We start from the raw sequence: 20070 nt of genomic DNA, 5'->3' as shown, positions 1-20070 counted from the left end.
GTTTAGAATGAATACTTGGCAGATAACGTAACGTTGTCGCGATCTTTCAGCTGGTTGTAATCACCACCACTGAAGTTCGTGTAGCCAATATCAACCGACGTCTGGTTCTGATACACAAAGGTGACACTCAGACCCGTGGTCAGACGATCGTTGATAAACTGAGCACCCGGCTCAGGACCATTCCCTTTGTCATACGCTACAGACAGCTTAGGCGTTACATTGACACCCGCAAATGCGTTGTTGAAATCCATCGCCGCACGCAGGCGAATACCACCCGACAACTCGGTGACATAACCTTCATCGTTACAGTAGTCGGTGTTCACGTTCTTCGAAGTGTTCGCGGTAGTGCCATCTGGCAGGTAGTCAGATGAACAGGCATCGTAAGACGCAGGAACCCCAGCGAATACGCCTGCATTGTCACCAATACCATAAGCGCCTGAACGACCATAACGCGCGTCATCGGTATCCGGTAAGCCATCGACGTAGGTCATACCCACTTCACCCACCAGCGCCAGACGGTCGGAGCCCAGCACCCGGTCGAAGAACTTGATATACGTCATCTGGGCCTGCCAGATATCGAACGTATCAAAGCCTTCAGCCAACTCACCATAGAGAGATCGACGAGCCGCTTCATCACCACCAATTTCTTCAGCACGCTGCTGATATAAGCGGCTCCAAGGGGCACCATTACCGGCAAGAATCAGTTCGAATGCATTCCACTGAACCGGCGCATCAGGCTTGTAACTGATTTCACCGGATATTGATGCACCACCTTCAGTACTGGTCGCAAACGAGATACCGGAAATCTGGATATCTTCGGGGTATGCGATCTGGTACAGAGGGCGATAGGTATCGTAGGTTGCATCAGCATTGACCGGTGCGTTACTGCCACCACCTAAAGTTCCATCGATAACACCCAGCCGATCCTGGTTGGTCACAACACCGTTAATAAATGGTACACGGCTATGGATATTCATATGGTAGAAGCCAAACTCGGTATCACCCAGCGCTTCAGAGTACCAACGCACTGCCAGACCATACTGACCAGAGTCTTTCGCTTCGTCGTCAGCCAGACGCTCAGTTACCGGAGCAACACGCTGAGACAATGGCACGCCGGCTGTAATTTCAGCATCACGTAACGCCAGGATTTCCTCCTGAGTGGATTCACCACCCAGGATAACCGGGCCACAACCGTCCGCTACAAAATCAACCGTGGAGAAAAAGGTACCACATGGATCAGTACGTGTTTTTTCCCATTCGAGCTGATAGAAAGCTTCTAACGTCACATCAGCCGTCAGACCAATCGAGGTGTAGGCCATATTAACCGGCAATAAACCTTCTTTGATTTCTGCACCCGGCTTACGGAACGCTGATGCATCCACAGGGTTAATGCTGTTAATACCACCCTGAATAAAGGTGGACTCACCCCAGCTCACTACCTGACGACCTACTCGGAAGCTAACCGGCACATCACCGAAGTAGTGATCCATCCAGACGAAAGCATCCAGTAATTCTGCGCCTTTACCAGCCGCATCTTTTGTCGCGTCGTTGAACGGTGCTACTTCAGGATCATCATCCATGATAGCCGCGTCATAGTAAGCACGTGCGCGAAAGAAACCACCGAAATCGCCGTAGTTAATTTCCAGATCGGAGCTCCACTTCACAACATTGGTGTAAATATCACCTTTATCGTAATTGAGCGTACCGTCGTCGTAGTTGTACGACGAGCCGGACGTTGTTTCACCGATATAAGAGCCATTAGAGGTCATGATCTGACCTTTATCACGGTCTTCTACGCGCCAGCCAACACCATAACTGATGGTGTTATCCCACTGAGCGGTAACATCACCGAAGTTAAATTCAACGGCCTGAGCGCCGCTCATGGTGCCGGCTAATGCCAGCGCCAGAGGGGCTTTTTTAAATACATTCATTTTGGCTTTGTTTGTCATTGTTATTACTCCGCCCTGTTATTCCGCTGGTTTCACACCGGCGTTTTCGGCCGGATCCAATATTGCACCATCAGAGCCGAAGAAAGTCAGCATCTGGGTAATCATAGTGGTAAAGGTATCAGTATCATCCGCGGCAGCAAAAGTGACGTGAGTCGCTTTGTCGAAAGGAATAACTGCCTGACCACCAGAACCATCCATATCCAGTGTTTCATCCAGCACCTTCAAGCCGGCAAGTTCAGCAAGAGGATTAGTACCGGCCAGAGCAGACGCAGATGATGCCATTGCTTCAATCGGAGTGGTCACTTTGGAGCCCAGATCGCCAAGTTCGAAGGTCAAGCCTGACATAATCGGAGCGAACGGGTTGTTGTCAGCATCGGCAAAATAGTCGAAGTTAGGCACCACATGATCAGCCGGGTATTTCCCCTGGAATGCCAGAGCCATTTTGCTTGGCAGACGCTGAGTAGAGCCATCAGAACAATCTGCACCCACCATTTCAGACACATTTGCAGTCGGCGCACCATTCTGATCGAAAGGCATGAAGCTCGGACAGTCACCACCACCAACAACGTTGTACATCAGTACCGGCGTAGTCTGCTCGCCCAATTCAGCGGCAAAGCCAATCGGGTCAACACTATTCAGTGCCGCCTGCAGCATACCTTCATACTTTTGCAGGGATGAACTGTCTTGTGCCAGATTCAGACCAGGCAAAACGGTAGGAGCAAAGGCTGGCGAGTTTTCCAGCATTTTCGGTAAAGAAGCACCCGGACTGGCCAGCAAAGTACCCTTAATTTCAGGCAAAGCAGTATTCAGAGCCTGAACGTTGGCATCATTCACTACCGTAGTCAGCGTTGTACCGATAATTGCACCCAGAGAAAGGCCAGCAACATAAACCTTATCCGTGTCAAAAGTAACACCATGTGCCGTAGCGATGTCTTCCAGCGATGCAAGCAGATGAATATTATCAACAACGGCCTGACGCATGTTGTCACGCAGACGATTCATGTTCGCCAGGTTGATGAACAGCTCACCGGATTTACCCAGAGAGGCTCCAACCGTATTACCAAACACCATATCAACGCGGGCATTGCTGGAAGAGGCAATATTGTAGTGACGCTCAGCCACTTCAATATCCAATGCATCAGCCGTATTGGCAAAAGGCGCTTTAGTTGGGTCGGCATTGGTTTGCTCAACGTTGAACACCATTGACGAGTTTAATATTGACTTACCATCACGATCTGACGCCAGCGGTGCAACACCGTGTAATGGCAAATCCATGGCCACAGTAGCGTAGCAACCTTTAGATGCAGCAGCCTGCGCCATAGCTAAGCTGGACGTACGATCAGATGTAATACCATGCAGATAGACGATTACCGGATAACCGGCGGTGGCATAATCTGTAGGGCAATCATCTCCGCCAAGTAAAGAATAATCCCCCGGCAATGTGACCAATACCGGTACATTTTCTTTTTTATCCAGATTCACCAGAGGGTAACGGTAGGTTACGTTGGTCATACCGCCTTCAATCTCACCGGTGGCCGGATTAACCGCTGACACAAGAATACCTTTAGCAGGATCAAACTTCTTATTATCCAGCGGCGGGTTCAGCGTAGGATCAGCAGACCAAGGCGCATCTGACGCCATGCTCAGCTGCACCGCCTTAGCCTTCAACATCGGATCCGTAGATTGTAGAGCCTGTGCATTGGTTTTAACCGGCGCACTCAGACCAACAGGCAGAGCTAATGAGCCCTGAACGTATTGAGTAACTGAGTCAACCGCCAGAGGCGTACCAGCAAAAACCTGTGCTGGGGTTAAGGCAGCACCGGGGATATCCTCATAAGCCTGCGCTCCTGGTGTATGAAGTCCCGCCGTTACGCCACCAATAACAGTAGCTGAGCTTGCTGTGGCTACGATACTGGCTTTAAAGGTATCGGTTGCCTCTACTGCAGCGATCTGCTCTGCCGTTGGAGGGTTATCCAGTGCAATAGATTCTGTAGTTGCAGCAGGTACGATAGCGGTCGAAACATAGGCTGCCGCTGTTGCCGCCTCATCACCTAAATTCTGTTTCAACAAAACCGCCTGATAGAGTTTTTTGGCGGTATCAGGCTTGGCGGCCAACGCACGCACATACATTTCAGGCGCTGCAATCATTTTCAGCGTGGATGTGGTACCACCGGTAGTGAAGGCATAACTCAGCACAACATCAGCGCTGCTGGCCAATTGAGCAGCGGCTGTTGCTTGAGCAGCGGCCTCTGTCATATCGTTTTCGGCGGCTGTTGCTGCATCCTGCTGAAGTTTTGCCGCAGCACCGGCAAGATACGCATTAGCCACACCTTCCCAGCCCTGCACCGCTTTGCGAACCCGCGCTAGTGCCGATGAAGGCAACCCCGCATTCCCGGCAAGTAACTCATATTCTGCAGAAGGCCCAATGGCTTCGCCACCGGCTTTAATATGAGATGTTAGAGCTACGATATACTTGGTCCGCTCCTCAAGTGGTTTAAGTAAATTAATACGCAGAGTCGGTGTATTACCATCATCAAGACCAAGGAAGGAGACGGTATAATCCTCGCCGAATACTGGCTGATCGACATCAGCCAGCACATTAGGCTGATCACCAACAAGCGGAGAGTTTGCGGCAATGCTCTCAATATCCAGCGCATCAATTGCGGGATCATTCGAGGAGTTACGCAACTTAATCAGAACGGCAGTAAAAGGTTTGGCCAGACTATCTGCATCGATGGGTGCATTAAATTCAATATCAATCGGGGCTGAAACTGGCGCACCATCAATAGAGTTAAGTGCGGTAGTCACCGGGGCCTGAGTATCGTCCGCGCTGGCAGTACCATCTGTCACAGAGGCATCAGCAAACAATAAATCATTAAAAAGCGGCAGGTTTTTACTACCCGCAGAGAAAATCGGCGCCACACGGGCCGGAGTAGACCCTGGCTGGCCTGCCGTTACCGGGTTCGAGTCGACCTGATTATTATTTTCGACACTACTGATTTGACAGCCTGTCAGTCCGGCGACGGACGCTGCAATTGCAAGGCTGAGAAGCGATTTCTTCACCATATTGCTACCTGTTCTGTGTTTTTATGGTTATTGGTGCACCTGTCAGGACATAGGACATCCCGAAGATATGCGATGACTATAATGTGGCCCCTGAACACCCTCATCGCTCGAAAGTATGATTCGGCAGGATGACACCCGTCATTTTGTATCTGTTCGTAACACCACTTTCGTCCTATAACCCCGGATAAGCCCACGGTTTTGTGCTGTCCGGAGGTTTACGGAGAAATTTATCAGGAACTGACGTTTGCGGGAAATGGCCGGTTTTACCTTAGGCATATCCATCAGGACGGTTTACGCCACCCCATCAGATCTGTGAAAAAACCGAACGGGCTGTGAATTATTACCACCATCCACTAATATGTGCGCCCAACTTGAGGTCAAAGCCAGGAGAAAATCCATGTCCAAGCAAGATTCTGTCGTTATCGTGGGCGGCGCCCGCACACCCATGGGCGGTTTTATGGGAAGCCTGAGCTCAGTCTCTGCGACTGATCTGGGTGCAATTGCGATTGAAGAAGCGGTAAAACGTGCCGGTATCGACAAAGCCGACGTTGAAGACGTCACTATGGGCTGTGTTCTTCCGGCTGGCCTGAAACAAGGCCCGGCCCGTCAGGCAATGCGTAAAGCAGGTCTGCCGGATGCTACCGGCGCCACCACCATCAACAAGCTGTGTGGTTCCGGTATGAAGGCCACCATGTTTGTTCATGATGCGATTAAAGCCGGCAGTGTGGATATCGCCGTTGCCGGCGGTATGGAATCTATGTCCAACGCGCCATATGTACTGGAAGGTGCCCGCTCCGGATACCGTATGGGGGCAGGTTCAGCCCCTCAGGATCACATGTTCCTGGACGGCTTACAGGATGCTGAAACCGGCAAACTGATGGGTGCTTTCGCTCAGGAAGTGGCTGATCAGAAAGGCTACACCCGTGAGCAAATGGATGATTACGCCATCCGCTCCCTGACCCGCGCCAAAGCCGCGATTGAAGCTGGCCTGAACAACGCAGAAATCGTACCGGTAACGGTTAAAAGCCGCAAAGGCGACACCGTTGTTGATAACGATGAACAGCCGTTTAACGCCAACATCGAAAAAATTCCGACGCTGCGTCCGGCATTCGCCAAAGACGGTACCATCACAGCAGCCAATGCTTCCTCAATCTCCGACGGTGCATCTGCACTGGTACTGATGCGTGAAAGCACTGCTGAAGAAAAAGGCGTGCAGCCGCTGGCGCGTATCGTGGCACACAGCACTCAGTCTCAGCATCCTTCTGAGTTCACCATTGCGCCTGTTGGTGCCATCGAAAAAGTACTGGCTAAAGCAGGCTGGAACAAAGACGACGTTGATCTGTTTGAAATCAACGAAGCGTTCGCGATGGTTGCCATGATGCCGATTGATGAGCTGGCTCTGGATGCGGAAAAAGTAAACATCTACGGCGGTGCCTGTGCTCAGGGCCACCCGGTAGGTTCAACCGGTTCACGTCTGGTTGTCACTCTGATGAACGCCCTGAAGAACACTGGTGGTAAAAAAGGTGTTGCCGCACTGTGTATCGGCGGTGGTGAAGCGACTGCGATTGCGATTGAGCTGATCTGATTCGCCGCATATCGGGTAAACAAAAAAACGGGCAATGTCGCTGACATTGCCCGTTTTTTATAGGTTTTCGCAAAATCTGGCTTGTTTTTCTCTCGCCGCATCGAAGCCACATCCCTGTGATCACGATGCTAACGCAACATCCTGTTGCTTGCCTCGAAAAACAAGCCAGCCTTTACTCTTCAAACCTGAAATAAGTTGTCGTATTCCCGGGATAGGTTGCTTTTTCAAAGCAGCGGAAGGACCGCGCAAGGATCGTGGTACAGGGATGTATTTTCGATCCGGCGACTGAAAAGGTAACCTATTCCAGAAAACTACACTCAGAACACGATCGTCTTATTGCCGTGCAATAACACCCGGTCTTCCAGATGGTTGCGCACCCCGCGCGCCAGCACCATTTTTTCAACGTCTTTACCCAGACGCACCATATCTTCCACCGTATTGGTGTGGCTGATACGAATCACATCCTGGTCGATAATGGGTCCGGCATCCAGCTCCTGAGTCACGTAATGACAAGTGGCACCAATCAGCTTCACCCCACGCTCAGCGGCCTGATGATACGGTTTGGCGCCAACAAACGACGGCAGGAAACTGTGATGAATATTAATCAGCTGTCCCTGATAACGCTCACACAGTTCCGGCGGAATAATCTGCATATAACGCGCTAACACAATGGTGTCGGCATTATGTTCTTCAACGATGGCATTTACCCGGGCAAAGTGCTCCGCTTTATTGCTTTTATCCACCGGTACATGGAAAAACGGAATGCCATGCCACTCCACCAGAGAACGCAGATCATCATGATTCGAGATCACACAAGGTATATCACAGTGTAATTCTTTACTGTGCCAGCGGTGTAACAAGTCAACCAGGCAGTGGCTTTCTTTGCTGGCCATCAGAATGACTTTTTTCGGCGCCGCCGAATCATTCACCTGCCAGTCCATATCGAATTCATCAGCAATCGCTGCAAACTCGGTTTTCAGCTGTTCCAGACCAAAGGGTAAAGAATCTGCGCGAATACAGTGGCGCATAAAAAAGCGCCCGCTAACCGGATCCGAATAGTGGTTTGCTTCCACGATCCAGCCACCATGAGCGGAAAAAAACTGGCCAACTTTTGCGACAATGCCCACCCGGTCAGGGCAGGAAATGGTTAAACGGTATACTCGTTCCATATCGATCCAAATAATGACAACTGCGTGTATAACACACCCGGGTTGCAGAATAGCTGCTTTGATGGTTAGCTGATATACGCAGTAAGAATAATAACTAAAACACTTTCAGGGGGCGCTTATGGTAACCCTTCGGTCAATTTTTCTCATGTGCTTTATTTGTCTGCCAAGCCAGGCAGATACGCTCAGCCTGGAAAATGATGTTTTCCAGCTTGGCACATCGGTCAGGCTTTTGTTGCTGAAGTATTATCACGTACAGGCCGATGAAGGTAACGGCGAGCTGGTAATGACGCTGCAACAGGGTGTCCGCCAGAGCGAACAGCAACACCAGGCAATTCAGCAGCAACTGAGTGCCCGCTACCTGACACAATCACACAATATTGCCCAGCACTGGCAACGCTTCAACCAACATTTGCACGTCAACCTGCAGGAAATCCAGGAAAATGCCTTCCCCGAACTGCAGGTCGTTACCCTGATGCGTAACGCCGCCAACGATATGGTGACCGAACTGGATAAGCTGGGACAATTATTACAGCAACAGGAAGGCCTGACTATCAGTGCTTCCCGCAACTGGTCACGTCAGCAACAACGCGTATTACTGCAGGTGGTGGAACGTTATATCGAACGTGCAGCCTCCTCAATGGGCGCACCATTAAGTGTTGATGGCCCCGACTTACCACAACTGCTGCAAACCTTCGAGCAAGGACTGCAGGCCTATCCTGAAGCCAGCGCCTCAGCACAAGCCCGTCAGCAACTGAATAAGGTGCGCAGCCAGTGGTTATTTATTGCCCGCTCAGCACGGAATCAACAGGCGCGAATGGTGCCGTATCTGGTCATGCGCTACACCGACAACATCCTCAGCCGGCTGGATCAGCTGGCCAGCTGATCCGGCACTACAACAGACGTCTGGCATCCAGCGATCCCTCGGCAGGCACAGCACCAACAGCGGCTGATAAAACCCTGTCAGCCTCCACCGGCCCAAGGGTTTCGCACAGCGCGATGTAGATATAATTCAGCAACTGACGGATGGGAGCCAAAGCAACCCCGGCCAGCTCCAGAGGTTGCCGGTTGCCAAGCCATAACGTAAACGCATAATTCAGTTCAGGCTGTAACCGGTGCCGGTTAGCCTGTTCCATCGCATAACGTCCCACCGCACTGGCGGTATCACTGCGCAACGCACCAAAAATTCCGGTAAGTGTGTGCGACACAACCAACGACCAGTCATCCCCGGCAGCAGCGGTAGGCGATTGTACTGGTGGTAAGGTTTTTTCGGCAAAGGCCTGCATCTCATCGAACGGATCGGGTTTGAGCGAGCTTTCTGCCAACATCATGCTGCTGATCAGCCGGCGGTATAACCCCGACCGGTCGCGGGCAATTGCCGGCAGGTGCTGACAGTCGGATAAAAAACCATTCAGTTCAAACTGAGATTTCTGGGCATACCTGTCCTGCCAGCACCACATCGCCTGCCACAGCTCAGCTCCTTCTGCGACATCCGATAACACGGTATAAACGGCCCGGCGTTTACGTTCGACAGTCATAACTTATCTCGCTTGTATCAGGATTCTTTATGAAACGTTACGTGCTGATGAAACTCCGGATAACCCACTTCATCATGTTCGGTATAATCCAGCCCCTGCTGTTCGTGTTGCGTTGAAGCACGCAATCCCAGCAGCCGGTCAATCAGGAAAAATAACAACAATGCCGTAGGGAAAGCCCATAAAAAAGCGGATAACACACCCACCATCTGAACCGTCAGCTGTCCCCAGTTGAACAAATCATCCCGCACAAAAACGCCCGCAGCCAATGTTCCCCAGGCTCCGGCAAAACCATGAACCGGAATAGCACCAACCACATCATCCAGTCTGCGGCGCTGTAACCAGCGGCTGCCATAAACCGCAATCGCGCCCGCAATCAAACCCGTTAAAGCAGCAAATTCCGGGGTCATTGTGGCGCAGCCTGCGGTGACGCCCACCAGACCAGCCAGACTGCCGTTAATCGTTGAGGTTAATAACACCGGTTGACGTGTTGCACGACAGAACAGCAAGGCTCCCACAGCACCCGCTGCCGCGGCCAGCTGAGTATTCAGCAGAATCAGGCCGATATCGGCACTGGCCGCCAGCGTACTGCCGCCGTTAAAACCAAACCAGCCGAGCCATAAAATAAAACCACCCAATGCCACCAGAGATAAGTTATGCCCGGGAATTTCCCGTGCACTGCCATCTTCCCGGGAAAAACGCCCGGTACGGGGACCAAGAATAATAACCCCGGCCAGCGCACACCAGGCACCAACAGAATGCACCACCGTCGATCCGGCAAAATCAATAAATCCAAGCTCAGCTAACCAGCCATGGCCCCCGTAAAGACCTCCCCAGGCCCAGCTGCCAAACACCGGATAAATAAAAGCAGTGATACCACAGGCTGCTAACAAATAAGCATCGTATTTAGTGCGCTCAGCCATAGCGCCACTGCAAATAGTTACCGCTGTTGCCGCAAACATCATCTGGAATAACAGCAGCGAATAATCCCAGGCGGCCACATCCGTTAAAGCAAAATGGCTCAGGCCAATAAAGCCGGATAAATTTTCACCAAACATAATGCCGTAACCCAGCAACCAATAAATTAAACTGCCAAGGCATACATCCATGTAATTTTTCATCATCACATTAACGGCATTTTTAGCCCGGGACATACCGCTTTCTAATAATGCAAAGCCGGCTTGCATAAAAAACACCAGCGCCGCAGCCAGCGCGACCCAGAGCGTATTAAGATTCAGTTCAAGCACCTGCATAAGCGCCGGATCTGCAGCCATCGCAGGTAAAGGTATCAGCGTACCGAGCAGTACACTTCCAGCTGTTAAAAACCTATGAATCCACTTCGCCATATTCTGCCCTGCCTGTGATTGCATCGTGTGGCTGAAACAACAGCAAGCCATATGCCAAATGATACTAACGACAGATTCAGGCCATACTCCGGGAGTTGTTTTAATGTGCCTGACAGGAACTGCACCAAAAAAGCTCCTTCGCCCAAAGATGCCGCACGACCCGGCACTAAAATGCAGCCAGACGGATACAGCCGTTTTTTATTAGTGTTATAGTTTTGAACACATGCACATTTTTCAGGGAGTGCGTTATGTCGCTGATTGTGTTTGACATGGGCAGACGTGTCGAAACTCCGGTCCGGCCAGAGAAAACCCGCATCAATCCGACCCAACCCAGCCAGGCCATCTCACCGGTTGCGAATGCAGCCGACGCTTATACACGCAGTCAGTCGGCGTATGACAACCAGCAGCATGCGGAGCATCAACCCCAGGCGGTTGCCTATGTCAGTGATATTATGCATCGCCCGGTGCGCTATATTCATAGTGATGCATCAGTGTTGCAAGCCTGGGAACTGATGCAGCAAACCGGCTACCATCATATTCCGGTGGTTGCCGAAGACTTATCGGTTTACGCCCTGCTTTCCGATCGTGATTTATTGCAACAAGCGTTAACCGCCAGCATTAACTGGCAACAACCGGTGCTCGATTTTGCCAGCCATCCGGTACTGTGTATTCTGGAGCAGGCCGATATACGCCAGTGTGCACGTACAATGCTGGAATACCAGATTGGTGCACTGCCGGTTATTAACGACGACAATATTCTATCCGGCATGATTACCCGCACCGATATTTTACGAGTGATCAGTCACTATGGCCCGATGGAACTCTGGGCCTGATTCGAAGGATTGTTTATGCAGAAAAAAGTAGAAGTTATTCATCCCAAAACCCATCTTCGGGTATTGTCACGCTACGAAATTCAACAATTAAAAGATTTTTCCGGGCCAACCCATGAGTTATTGCGTCGCTGCTGTTATGCAGTATTAAGTGCAGGCAGCCAGAATGATAACTACCTCGACCTTGAAAATGAATTCCGTGACTTTAATATCGAAGTCGCCCAGGAAGAACGCGGTATCGTTTTAAAACTAACCGCACCTCCGGCCAGTGCGTTTGTTGACGAGCAGATTATTCGTGGTGTCAGAGAACAGTTATTTGCCGTCCTGAGAGACGTGTTATACGCACAGGATTCCATCATTGCTGCTCACCGCTTTGATCTGGAAAACAGCGAAGACATCAGCAATGCTATTTTTCACTTATTACGCAATGCCGATGTACTGAAGCCCGACCGCGAATCCGACCTGGTTATTTGCTGGGGCGGCCACTCTATACCACGGCATGAATACCAGTACACCAAAGACGTAGGCTACCAGCTCGGCTTACGTGGCCTGGATGTTGGTACCGGCTGTGGTCCGGGGGCAATGAAAGGACCGATGAAAGGCGCCACCATTGGCCACGCCAAACAACATATCTGCGATGGCCGTTACATCGGCATTACCGAACCCGGCATCATCGCTACCGAAGCGCCTAATCCAATCGTTAACGAGCTGGTGATCCTGCCGGATATTGAAAAACGGCTGGAGGCTTTTATTCGCCTGGCCCATGGCATTGTGATTTTCCCTGGTGGCCCTGGTACCGCGGAAGAAATTCTGTATTTATTAGGTGTGTTGTCTCACCCGGCTAATCAGAATATTCCCTTCCCGATTGTAATTACCGGCCCTGCCGAAGCAGAACCCTACCTGCGCGATATCGACCGCTTCATTGGCGACACCCTTGGTCCTCAGGCGCAGCAACGTTATCAGCTGATTATTGACGACGCCAAGGCGGTCGCCCAGGTGATGAAGACGGGTACCCACAAAGTGCGGGAATACCGCAGCCTGATAGAAGACGCATTTTTCTTTAACTGGTCGTTAACGATTGCCGATGATTTCCAGCGGCCATTTGACCCGACACACGATAATATGGCGAAAACCGAGCTGACCAAAACACTGCCACAGCATAAGCTGGCCGCCAATCTGCGACGGGTGTTTTCCGGCATCGTCGCCGGTAACGTCAAAGCCAGTGGCATCCACCGGGTACAAAAACAAGGTCCTTATCAGATTCATGGCGATCCAGACATACTGGCAGGTATGGATAAATTACTGACAGCGATGGTCAGCCATGGCCGTATGAAGATACAGGGGGATTACACCCCCTGCTATGAAATAGTCAAAAGCTGATTAGGCTTTATGCAGAGGTCCCCGGCGTAAAGCCGCCGGGGATTTAAGCATCATGGCCGGTATGCTACTTCCAGCAGGTAATTAGATCCTGCTGGCTGAAACAGCCGTTGATATACCGGTTCCTTCGCCAACCGGAATGTTCCGGTGAATATTTTCAATTGGCAGAACATGTCCGGTACGGCCGTAAATGTAGGACTGCTCATCAACGATAACTTTATAGCTTTTATTCAACTCCCTTGCTCTTGCCGGGCTCGGAATAAGCAGCTCTGAAATATCAGAGTTTAACTTTTCAACCATTTCCGGTATCAGTTCGCCATTTGAATAAAATTTATTTTTAACTTCACTGTTAGTCCCGAATTCATTTCCGGTTGGGTTAAGTTGTAAATAAGTCAGGTATTCACCTTTTCCATCGTTACGCATTGGGTCCGGAAGACCAGAAAGTCCTTTCTCCAACCAATGATAAAATCCGTTCCGGAATGATTCATGACCTAATTTTCTAGGATAGGCAAACGAACTATCAGTGGTCACGCCAACGCCGGTGTGGCAGCCCATACAAAACAATGTTTCTTCATATGTCTGAGGTCGTAAGTCACCACTTTCAGATTCAATGAATCCCTGATATATCCAGCCTCGCCCATTATACAAACCTTTTTCCATACCATGTTTTTTGCTTGAGTTGTATTGACTCAGCCGCTCAGGAAAATCATCCCTTTCCTTTACTTCTGAAGAAACCGAGTTACTCAGTTGAGAATAGTTGTTCCAGGTAATCTTCTGAGAGTATCTAAGCTCTTTCATTCGTGGAGCCATACGGACATGACTACCATCGACTGCCAGGTATCTGACGCTGTGCAAAAATTCTGTTCCTTTAGGGTATAGGCCTGCCGCCATTTCTGCCAGGTTATACTCATAGACTTGTTTCGCTTTTCCGACGTAAGACATATAGATGTTATTCAGCGGAGACCACTGATAGACAACACTTGTGGCTGTTGACAAGACTCCGTTACGATCAAGATCAACGCCATATAGCGTTTCATCTGTTTCATCAATAGCAACATCTCGTTCACGAATCATAGCTTCAATAATTGCCAGATTTAAACGGTAAACATCTTTACTATAATTACTCTGTGAATCCTGACGAAAGATATTGGGCAGACGAATCAATACATCATCGGTTGAGCCATTAGTTGGAAAAAACTCTCCCATCATTGGATAATAAGCAAATACAACCCAACCCGTTGGCAAACCTTGTGGATCGACATCCATACCATAAAGATCGAAGTTAAAATATGCATCCGGAATGTATCCACCCCACTGACCATCCTGGTTAACATCCCAGGTTTTCGGAACGTCCTTTAGTATTTCAGATAAAATAATTTCTCCGGACAAATCAAAGTAGTTACTCTCTTCCACATATTTATCAATCAATTCGTCAGAGATGACCGATACCTCTTCACTTCGGTCTTTAAATAAATTGGAGTATCGGTTAAATGAACTATAGTCCGTAAAGTCGTATTCAATCTGAAGATCACCATCATCATGGAGATAATTCGGGCGCGTACCATTTACGTGACAAGAATAACAGGGATTACTGACTTTTTTATTTTCCTGTGTGACATTGGTGTAACACTGCGGCGGAATATATGCACTCTCCGAATTATTGACTCCACTGATCAAGTCAACAGCTGCGATTCTGAAGCCGTTCTTATTTATTTCTGTTGCTTCATCATTATTGATTTCACGCTGATCACTACTGCTCTGATCATTAAAACAGGCAGATAAAAAACCGGAAAACAATATCACCAGAAAATATTTCATAACTATCACTCAAACAACAAAAGGGGGCCGGAGCCCCCTTTATATACTTACTTTATTACTTTTTGAGGGCAGACAGGTCCATTGGGCCAATCACACCAACATTGGACTGCTTATCAGCTTCACTGACGCCGTCAACACCATCCAGCGGATGCTGGGATACCAGAGTCATATAGCCAAAGCCGTTAATATCGTGCCAGAACGGAGAAGTCGTTTCGGCATCCAGCGGGGTAGTGGCGATACGTGTCAGCTCGCCATTTACCACGTTATAAGCCCAAACCATGTTGTTTTCGTGCTGACCTGTGTCTTCACCGATCACAAGAGTGTCCGAGCCTTGTAAGTAAGCGACGTTATCGGGGTTAGAAATACCGTTCACATCACAACTATTACCAGTAACGCTTGAATCAGGGGTACCGGTAATAACAGCATTCATGTTGCTAACAACCATGCGGCTGTTAATTGCAGTATTACTGGTATCTTTCATGCCAGGCGTAACATCCATGGCATAAACCGCACCACAGGCATTGTAAGGCAGACGAATATCATCGGGACCGCCATCATCATAATAAGTTTTGCTGGTATCGCCACGCTTGGCATAGCTTTCCATACCATATTCGATTGAAGACATCGCCACATACAGTTTGCTGTGGTCCGCATCAAAGGTAATGCCTTCTTCCTTACGGAATTCAAGCGTGGCGCCTTTGATAGCAGCATAGCGACGAGCTTCCAGGCGAGAGGCAATTACTTCGTCAACGGCATCAACAGCACCGCTACCATCAACATCCGCGACCTTCAGGCACTCATTTGCATACTTGTAATAATGAAAACCAGCCGTCGGGCAAGTGTGATCCGTACTTGGTGATTCTGTGTCAAAAACATCGCTGAAATTCAGGTCTTTATTGATGACATTACGAACCGTTGCGTTATCAGTGTGACCCAGGTTCACCCAGTCAATTTCTGCACGACCACCTTTAGCATCAGAAGTTTGGATCCATTTAGCCGCATACAAAGTACCGGCAGAAAGATCCATCGCAGCGTCAGCAACAAACATAAACAGACCAACGTTTGTACCATCGTCAGACATATATACGGTGCGCTGATCTGGCATTACATAAGCCAGCTCGTGAGAAAAACGGCCCATAGCGTAATGCTTGGTATACGTCGTATTGCCCGCTGCATCTTCGACCGTTACTTCTGGCGTCCAGCCGTAGAAATAAGGACTCATACGCTGAATGCCCGCTTCTTTCGCAGCGTTAAATCCTGTCGCACGCTCAGCAGTTGTAGACCAGTAAAGAGCTGTTTCATCGGTATACTTATTACCTGTCAGAGGCTGACCATCGGTAATTAGTGCAGTTTCAAACTCGTTTGCATCCGGTTCATATTCTTCTGATCCCAGGTGCGACTGCCATGGTGTTGTCTGGCCAGCACAGTGAACAAAACCACCGAAGTCGTTAGATTGATCAACAAATTTCAGGCTGTCTGCCTTAACGCTCAACACACCTTCAGCTGTTTGTTCCAGCTCCGCGCTATACATAGAGCCAACCTGACATTCAAATTGAGCAACCATCCATAATTTGTCGTGCTTTTGCAGAATAGATACGTAATCCAGGCCTGAACCCACACCATCATTGGTGCCATTGCACAGATAGTCAGAGGCGTCTTCAAACTGAATAACCGCACCACTGACGTCTTTAGACAAGCCAAAGGTTTCACCATTCCCCTTATCGCCCGTCGCCATCAAGCGAGTGTAACTTACCGTTTGAGCAACACCATCAATAGTCACTGAAGTTGTCGTTTGCAGATCACGTTTGGCCGAATCATCGGTTGGCAACGCTACTTCGGCGAATGAAACCAGCGGAGTATAAGCATCTTTCCCGTCACTACCATCCTGGCCGTCACACACTTCAACCGTGTCATCGATTTCATTATCGTCCAGCACACCATTACCGTTATCATCGATACCGGAATGCACTAAATGACCGCCATTAGTACAACTGGTGTTAGCAGTCAGAGCAGCAACTTTGCTGATGCTGGATGGATTTTTTGCCGTATCAGCCGACTTTTTGTCATTGTCGTCATCACTGCCACAAGCAACCAGTGCCGTGGTTGTCAGTGCCAGCATCACAGCCTTATAGAGGCTGCTTTTATGCATCGTTTCCATAGTGTTCTCTCTTTAGCAATCAGGCTTAAATCAGGAACCTGAAGGCTAAAAGATAGAAGTGACAATAAAGCGACATCGAGATGACAAAAATGTCTCAGTTATTTTTCTGAAAGTAATATAAACGCTCAAATGTGGTCATGCGGTTGGAACAGCCACAAAAAAGGCCGCAACTGCGGCCTCTTTGATAAACAGAAACGGATCAGACTTCTGTCGCGTTAATCCGTTGGAACCATTCCTGCGGACCAGTCTGGTGAACCGATTCACCTTTACTGTCGACCGCTACCGTTACCGGCATATCTTCCAGGTCAAACTCGTAAATGGCTTCCATCCCCAGATCTTCGAAACCAACCACTTTGGCTTCTTTGATCGCCTGAGACACCAGGTAGGCGGCGCCACCGACAGCCATCAGATACACAGCTTCGTTGTCCTTAATGGCTTCAATCGCCAGCGGACCACGCTCAGCTTTACCGATCATACCCAGCAGGCCGGTTTCTTCCAGTACAGTGCGGGTGAATTTATCCATTCGGGTGGCGGTGGTTGGGCCTGCCGGACCCACCACTTCTTCACGTACCGGATCAACCGGGCCCACGTAATAAATAAAGCGGCCTTTCAGATCCACCGGCAGTTCTTCACCACGACTGATCATATCGACCATACGCTTGTGCGCTGCGTCGCGACCCGTCAGCATTTTGCCCGACAGCAAAATGGTTTCACCTGGCTGCCAGTCTTTAACGTCTTCCGGAGTCACCTCATTCAGATTGACGCGGCGGACGTTATCACCCACTTCCCAGCTGATTTCCGGCCAGTCTTCCAGCTTCGGCGCTGCCAGTTTGGCCGGGCCGCTGCCATCCAGAGTAAAGTGGGTGTGACGGGTCGCGGCACAGTTCGGAATGATGGCTACCGGCTTGTTCGCCGCATGCGTTGGGTAGTCCGCTACTTTAACGTCCAGCACTGTGGTTAAACCACCCAGGCCCTGAGCACCAATACCCAGCTTGTTCACTTTTTCGAACAGCTCTAAACGCAGTTCTTCAGCGCGGTTAGCAGCACCACGGGCCTGCAATTCGTGAATATCAATCGGATCCAGCAGTGACTCTTTCGCGATTTGCATCGCTTTCTCTGCCGTACCACCGATACCAATACCCAGCATGCCTGGCGGACACCAGCCAGCGCCCATCTTGGGCACCTGCTCCAGCACCCAGTCAACGATAGAATCGGACGGGTTCAGCATGGCAAACTTGGTTTTCGCTTCCGAACCACCACCTTTGGCAGCCACATGAACATCAACCGTATTCCCCGGCACCAGTTTCATATGAATAACAGCCGGGGTATTGTCTTTGGTGTTGGCACGTTTGCCATCCGGATCAGCCAGAACCGAGGCACGCAATACATTATCCGGGTGAGTATAAGCACGGCGCACACCTTCGTTGGCCATGTCTTCAACACTCATATCGCCTTCGAATCTGACGTCCATACCAATGGTCAGGAACACGGTTACGATACCGGTATCCTGACAAATCGGACGTTTGCCCATGGCACACATACGCGAGTTGATCAGAATCTGCGCCATGGCATCCTTAGCGGCTTTTGATTCTTCACGCTGGTAGGCTTCGTGAACGGCGTCGATAAAATCTTTTGGATGGTAATAAGAAATGTACTGCAGCGCGTCAGCCACGCTTTGGATCAGGTCTTCTTGCTTGATCACAGTCATGGAGGGGCTCTCTCTGGTTTCGCCCTGAACTCAGCAGGCCACCGGCTCAGGTTCTACGGTTGTAAAAACGCCCACTGAAAAGCGGGCGTTTGAATGCTGGCCGTATTGTAACGCATTGCGGTCAGACCTAAAACGGCCACCACTCTTCTTCTTTAGTCCGAGGACGTGCCTTGATGCCGGCGCCGGAATCCGCGGGCTGTGCGTCTTGCCCGTCCATGTCCGCCTCAAACACTTTTTGCAGATCATCATCCGCCACCACTTCCTGAGCGGCGACTAAGCCACGACCGTGATGAATCATCTGAGTCACATTCAGCTCAGCCAGTGCCCGGCTGGGAGCAACCAGCTGTAACGGACCATCACCCAGCGGAATTTCTTCCAGGTCCGGATCAATGACCGGAGGATCAATTTCGGAATAACGCAGGTAATAGACTTTGCCGGCTTTGGCATCCAGATCGATTTCGGCAACCCGCTTGATTTCGAACCACTCAATGCCTTCGAAACCAAAAATGCCACGACGAATCACAATATTGTGTTCACCCGGTTCCATTTCATACCAGGTGTAACCGCCGCCTTTGATATTAAACAAACGCTCGCCGTTGACGTTAAAGCTGGGAGATTCGAGTTCATCCATCGACCATTCACTGGCCGGACGGTAAACATACAGTAAAGCTGTGTTTTCATAATCCCAGCGATAACCCACCGGCTTAAATTCCTGGCCATCGGGGGAGGACACATAAGAACCAAAGTTGTCGCCGATCGACTGGTGAACGGTACAGCCGTTCAGCGCTGCCATCGCCAGTAAACACACACTTACATAGAGGTTTTTTATCATTATTATCATCCTGCCATGGAAACCAGACGCCGTGCGCCGCAAAGCGCAGCATTTTGGCGAAAGTCGACATGGCGTTCGGTTTTTAGTCTTGTGAAAATGCTTTCAGCATTGTACATAAAAAGTACGCCTTGCTATCATGACATAATTACAAAAAATAACAAAAAGCGATAGGGTCATTTGTATGGATGGCAAAAGGAAAAAGCTGATTCTCATCTCAGCACTGGCTTGCCTGGTAACGGCCAGCCCATTGCTCTATTCCCAGCCAGGGAACGAGGCCTATTATTCGACGGAAATCGACGATGCCGTCGCACACGCTAAGCGCAACCCGGTGGATAATCGCTACGTGGGAGCGCGCTGGTATAACCGCACCACCTCCCGCAGTTTCGACCTGCCTAAGTTATTAAACACCGAAATGGATCAGCAGATGATCGAAGGTGCTGTTGGCGCCACAGCCGCCGGTGAACAGGCCACAGCAGTGCAGGCTCCGGTACGCCAGGCCAGCCTGGGCAGAACCAACAAAACCGACGAACTGGATGAAGCCAGCCCGGATCAGGAAGAAGAAAGCAGTCCACAAAAGGTCGAACAGTCGGAAACCGAAACCTATATCGAAGAAATTAAATATAGCGGTAAAGACTTCAGCGGTGCTTCACGCCGGATCCGTGCCAACGTCTCGATTACAGCCCGGGTCAGACCATAATTA

General features: G+C 50.0%; 14 protein-coding genes. 5 read left to right on the top strand and 9 right to left on the bottom strand.

From position 1 onward, the window contains the following. Nucleotides 1–2 precede the first annotated feature (2 nt). A complete protein-coding gene (locus ACFOMG_RS01725; protein ID WP_376864377.1) occupies nt 3–1949 on the bottom strand; it encodes a DUF1302 domain-containing protein in 1947 nt (648 codons plus the stop codon). A gap of 18 nt (nt 1950–1967) precedes the next feature. Then, nucleotides 1968–5015, bottom strand: a complete 3048-nt coding sequence (locus ACFOMG_RS01720; protein ID WP_376864376.1) for a hypothetical protein — start codon at nt 5013–5015, stop codon at nt 1968–1970. A gap of 397 nt (nt 5016–5412) precedes the next feature. Between ACFOMG_RS01720 and ACFOMG_RS01715 the strand changes: the two genes are divergently transcribed. Next, complete coding sequence (locus ACFOMG_RS01715; RefSeq protein WP_376864375.1) at nt 5413–6600, top strand: thiolase family protein; 1188 nt, start codon at nt 5413–5415, stop codon at nt 6598–6600. Between the two features lie 317 nt (nt 6601–6917). Here the strand turns inward: ACFOMG_RS01715 and purU are convergent, their stop codons facing one another. After that, a complete protein-coding gene (gene purU, locus ACFOMG_RS01710) occupies nt 6918–7769 on the bottom strand; it encodes a formyltetrahydrofolate deformylase (RefSeq protein WP_376864374.1) in 852 nt (283 codons plus the stop codon). A gap of 118 nt (nt 7770–7887) precedes the next feature. Here purU and ACFOMG_RS01705 point away from each other — a divergent pair, with 118 nt between their 5' ends. Further along, nucleotides 7888–8652 (top strand): hypothetical protein, encoded by a 765-nt coding sequence (locus ACFOMG_RS01705; RefSeq protein ID WP_376864373.1) that lies wholly within the window; start codon nt 7888–7890, stop codon nt 8650–8652. Nucleotides 8653–8659: 7 nt separating this feature from the next. Here ACFOMG_RS01705 and ACFOMG_RS01700 read toward each other — a convergent pair whose 3' ends face one another. Further along, on the bottom strand, nt 8660–9304 hold the full coding sequence (locus ACFOMG_RS01700; RefSeq protein ID WP_376864372.1) for a hypothetical protein: 645 nt from the start codon (nt 9302–9304) through the stop codon (nt 8660–8662). Nucleotides 9305–9321: 17 nt separating this feature from the next. Beyond that, nucleotides 9322–10554, bottom strand: coding sequence for an ammonium transporter (locus ACFOMG_RS01695; protein ID WP_376864371.1), 1233 nt, complete (start codon nt 10552–10554; stop codon nt 9322–9324). 341 nt (nt 10555–10895) lie between these two features. Here ACFOMG_RS01695 and ACFOMG_RS01690 point away from each other — a divergent pair, with 341 nt between their 5' ends. Together ACFOMG_RS01690 and ppnN are read left to right on the top strand one after the other, a co-directional pair. After that, nucleotides 10896–11480 carry a CBS domain-containing protein gene (locus ACFOMG_RS01690; RefSeq protein ID WP_376864370.1) on the top strand — a complete coding sequence of 195 codons (585 nt, stop codon included), beginning with the start codon at nt 10896–10898 and terminating at the stop codon, nt 11478–11480. Between the two features lie 15 nt (nt 11481–11495). After that, nucleotides 11496–12857: a nucleotide 5'-monophosphate nucleosidase PpnN gene (gene ppnN / locus ACFOMG_RS01685; protein ID WP_376864369.1), complete on the top strand. Its 1362-nt coding sequence runs from the start codon at nt 11496–11498 to the stop codon at nt 12855–12857. An 81-nt stretch (nt 12858–12938) separates the two neighbouring features. Here ppnN and ACFOMG_RS01680 read toward each other — a convergent pair whose 3' ends face one another. The 4 genes from ACFOMG_RS01680 to ACFOMG_RS01665 all read right to left on the bottom strand — a co-directional run bounded on the left by ACFOMG_RS01680 (nt 12939) and on the right by ACFOMG_RS01665 (nt 19370). Further along, nucleotides 12939–14672 (bottom strand): hypothetical protein, encoded by a 1734-nt coding sequence (locus ACFOMG_RS01680; protein WP_376864368.1) that lies wholly within the window; start codon nt 14670–14672, stop codon nt 12939–12941. Between the two features lie 55 nt (nt 14673–14727). Then, a complete protein-coding gene (locus ACFOMG_RS01675) occupies nt 14728–16830 on the bottom strand; it encodes an alkaline phosphatase PhoX (protein WP_376864367.1) in 2103 nt (700 codons plus the stop codon). A gap of 199 nt (nt 16831–17029) precedes the next feature. Further along, nucleotides 17030–18538 carry a fumarate hydratase gene (locus ACFOMG_RS01670; RefSeq protein WP_376864366.1) on the bottom strand — a complete coding sequence of 503 codons (1509 nt, stop codon included), beginning with the start codon at nt 18536–18538 and terminating at the stop codon, nt 17030–17032. 127 nt (nt 18539–18665) lie between these two features. Further along, nucleotides 18666–19370 carry a DUF2846 domain-containing protein gene (locus tag ACFOMG_RS01665; RefSeq protein WP_376864365.1) on the bottom strand — a complete coding sequence of 235 codons (705 nt, stop codon included), beginning with the start codon at nt 19368–19370 and terminating at the stop codon, nt 18666–18668. Nucleotides 19371–19551: 181 nt separating this feature from the next. Between ACFOMG_RS01665 and ACFOMG_RS01660 the strand changes: the two genes are divergently transcribed. Further along, nucleotides 19552–20067: a hypothetical protein gene (locus ACFOMG_RS01660; protein WP_376864364.1), complete on the top strand. Its 516-nt coding sequence runs from the start codon at nt 19552–19554 to the stop codon at nt 20065–20067. Nucleotides 20068–20070: the final 3 nt, after the last annotated feature.

The organism is Bacterioplanoides pacificum, assembly GCF_042648445.1.
In the GTDB taxonomy this organism is placed as follows: Bacteria; Pseudomonadota; Gammaproteobacteria; order Pseudomonadales; family Oceanobacteraceae; genus Bacterioplanoides; species Bacterioplanoides pacificum.
Note: the sequence above shows the minus strand (reverse complement) of the source record. Positions and strands in the feature narration are given on the sequence as shown.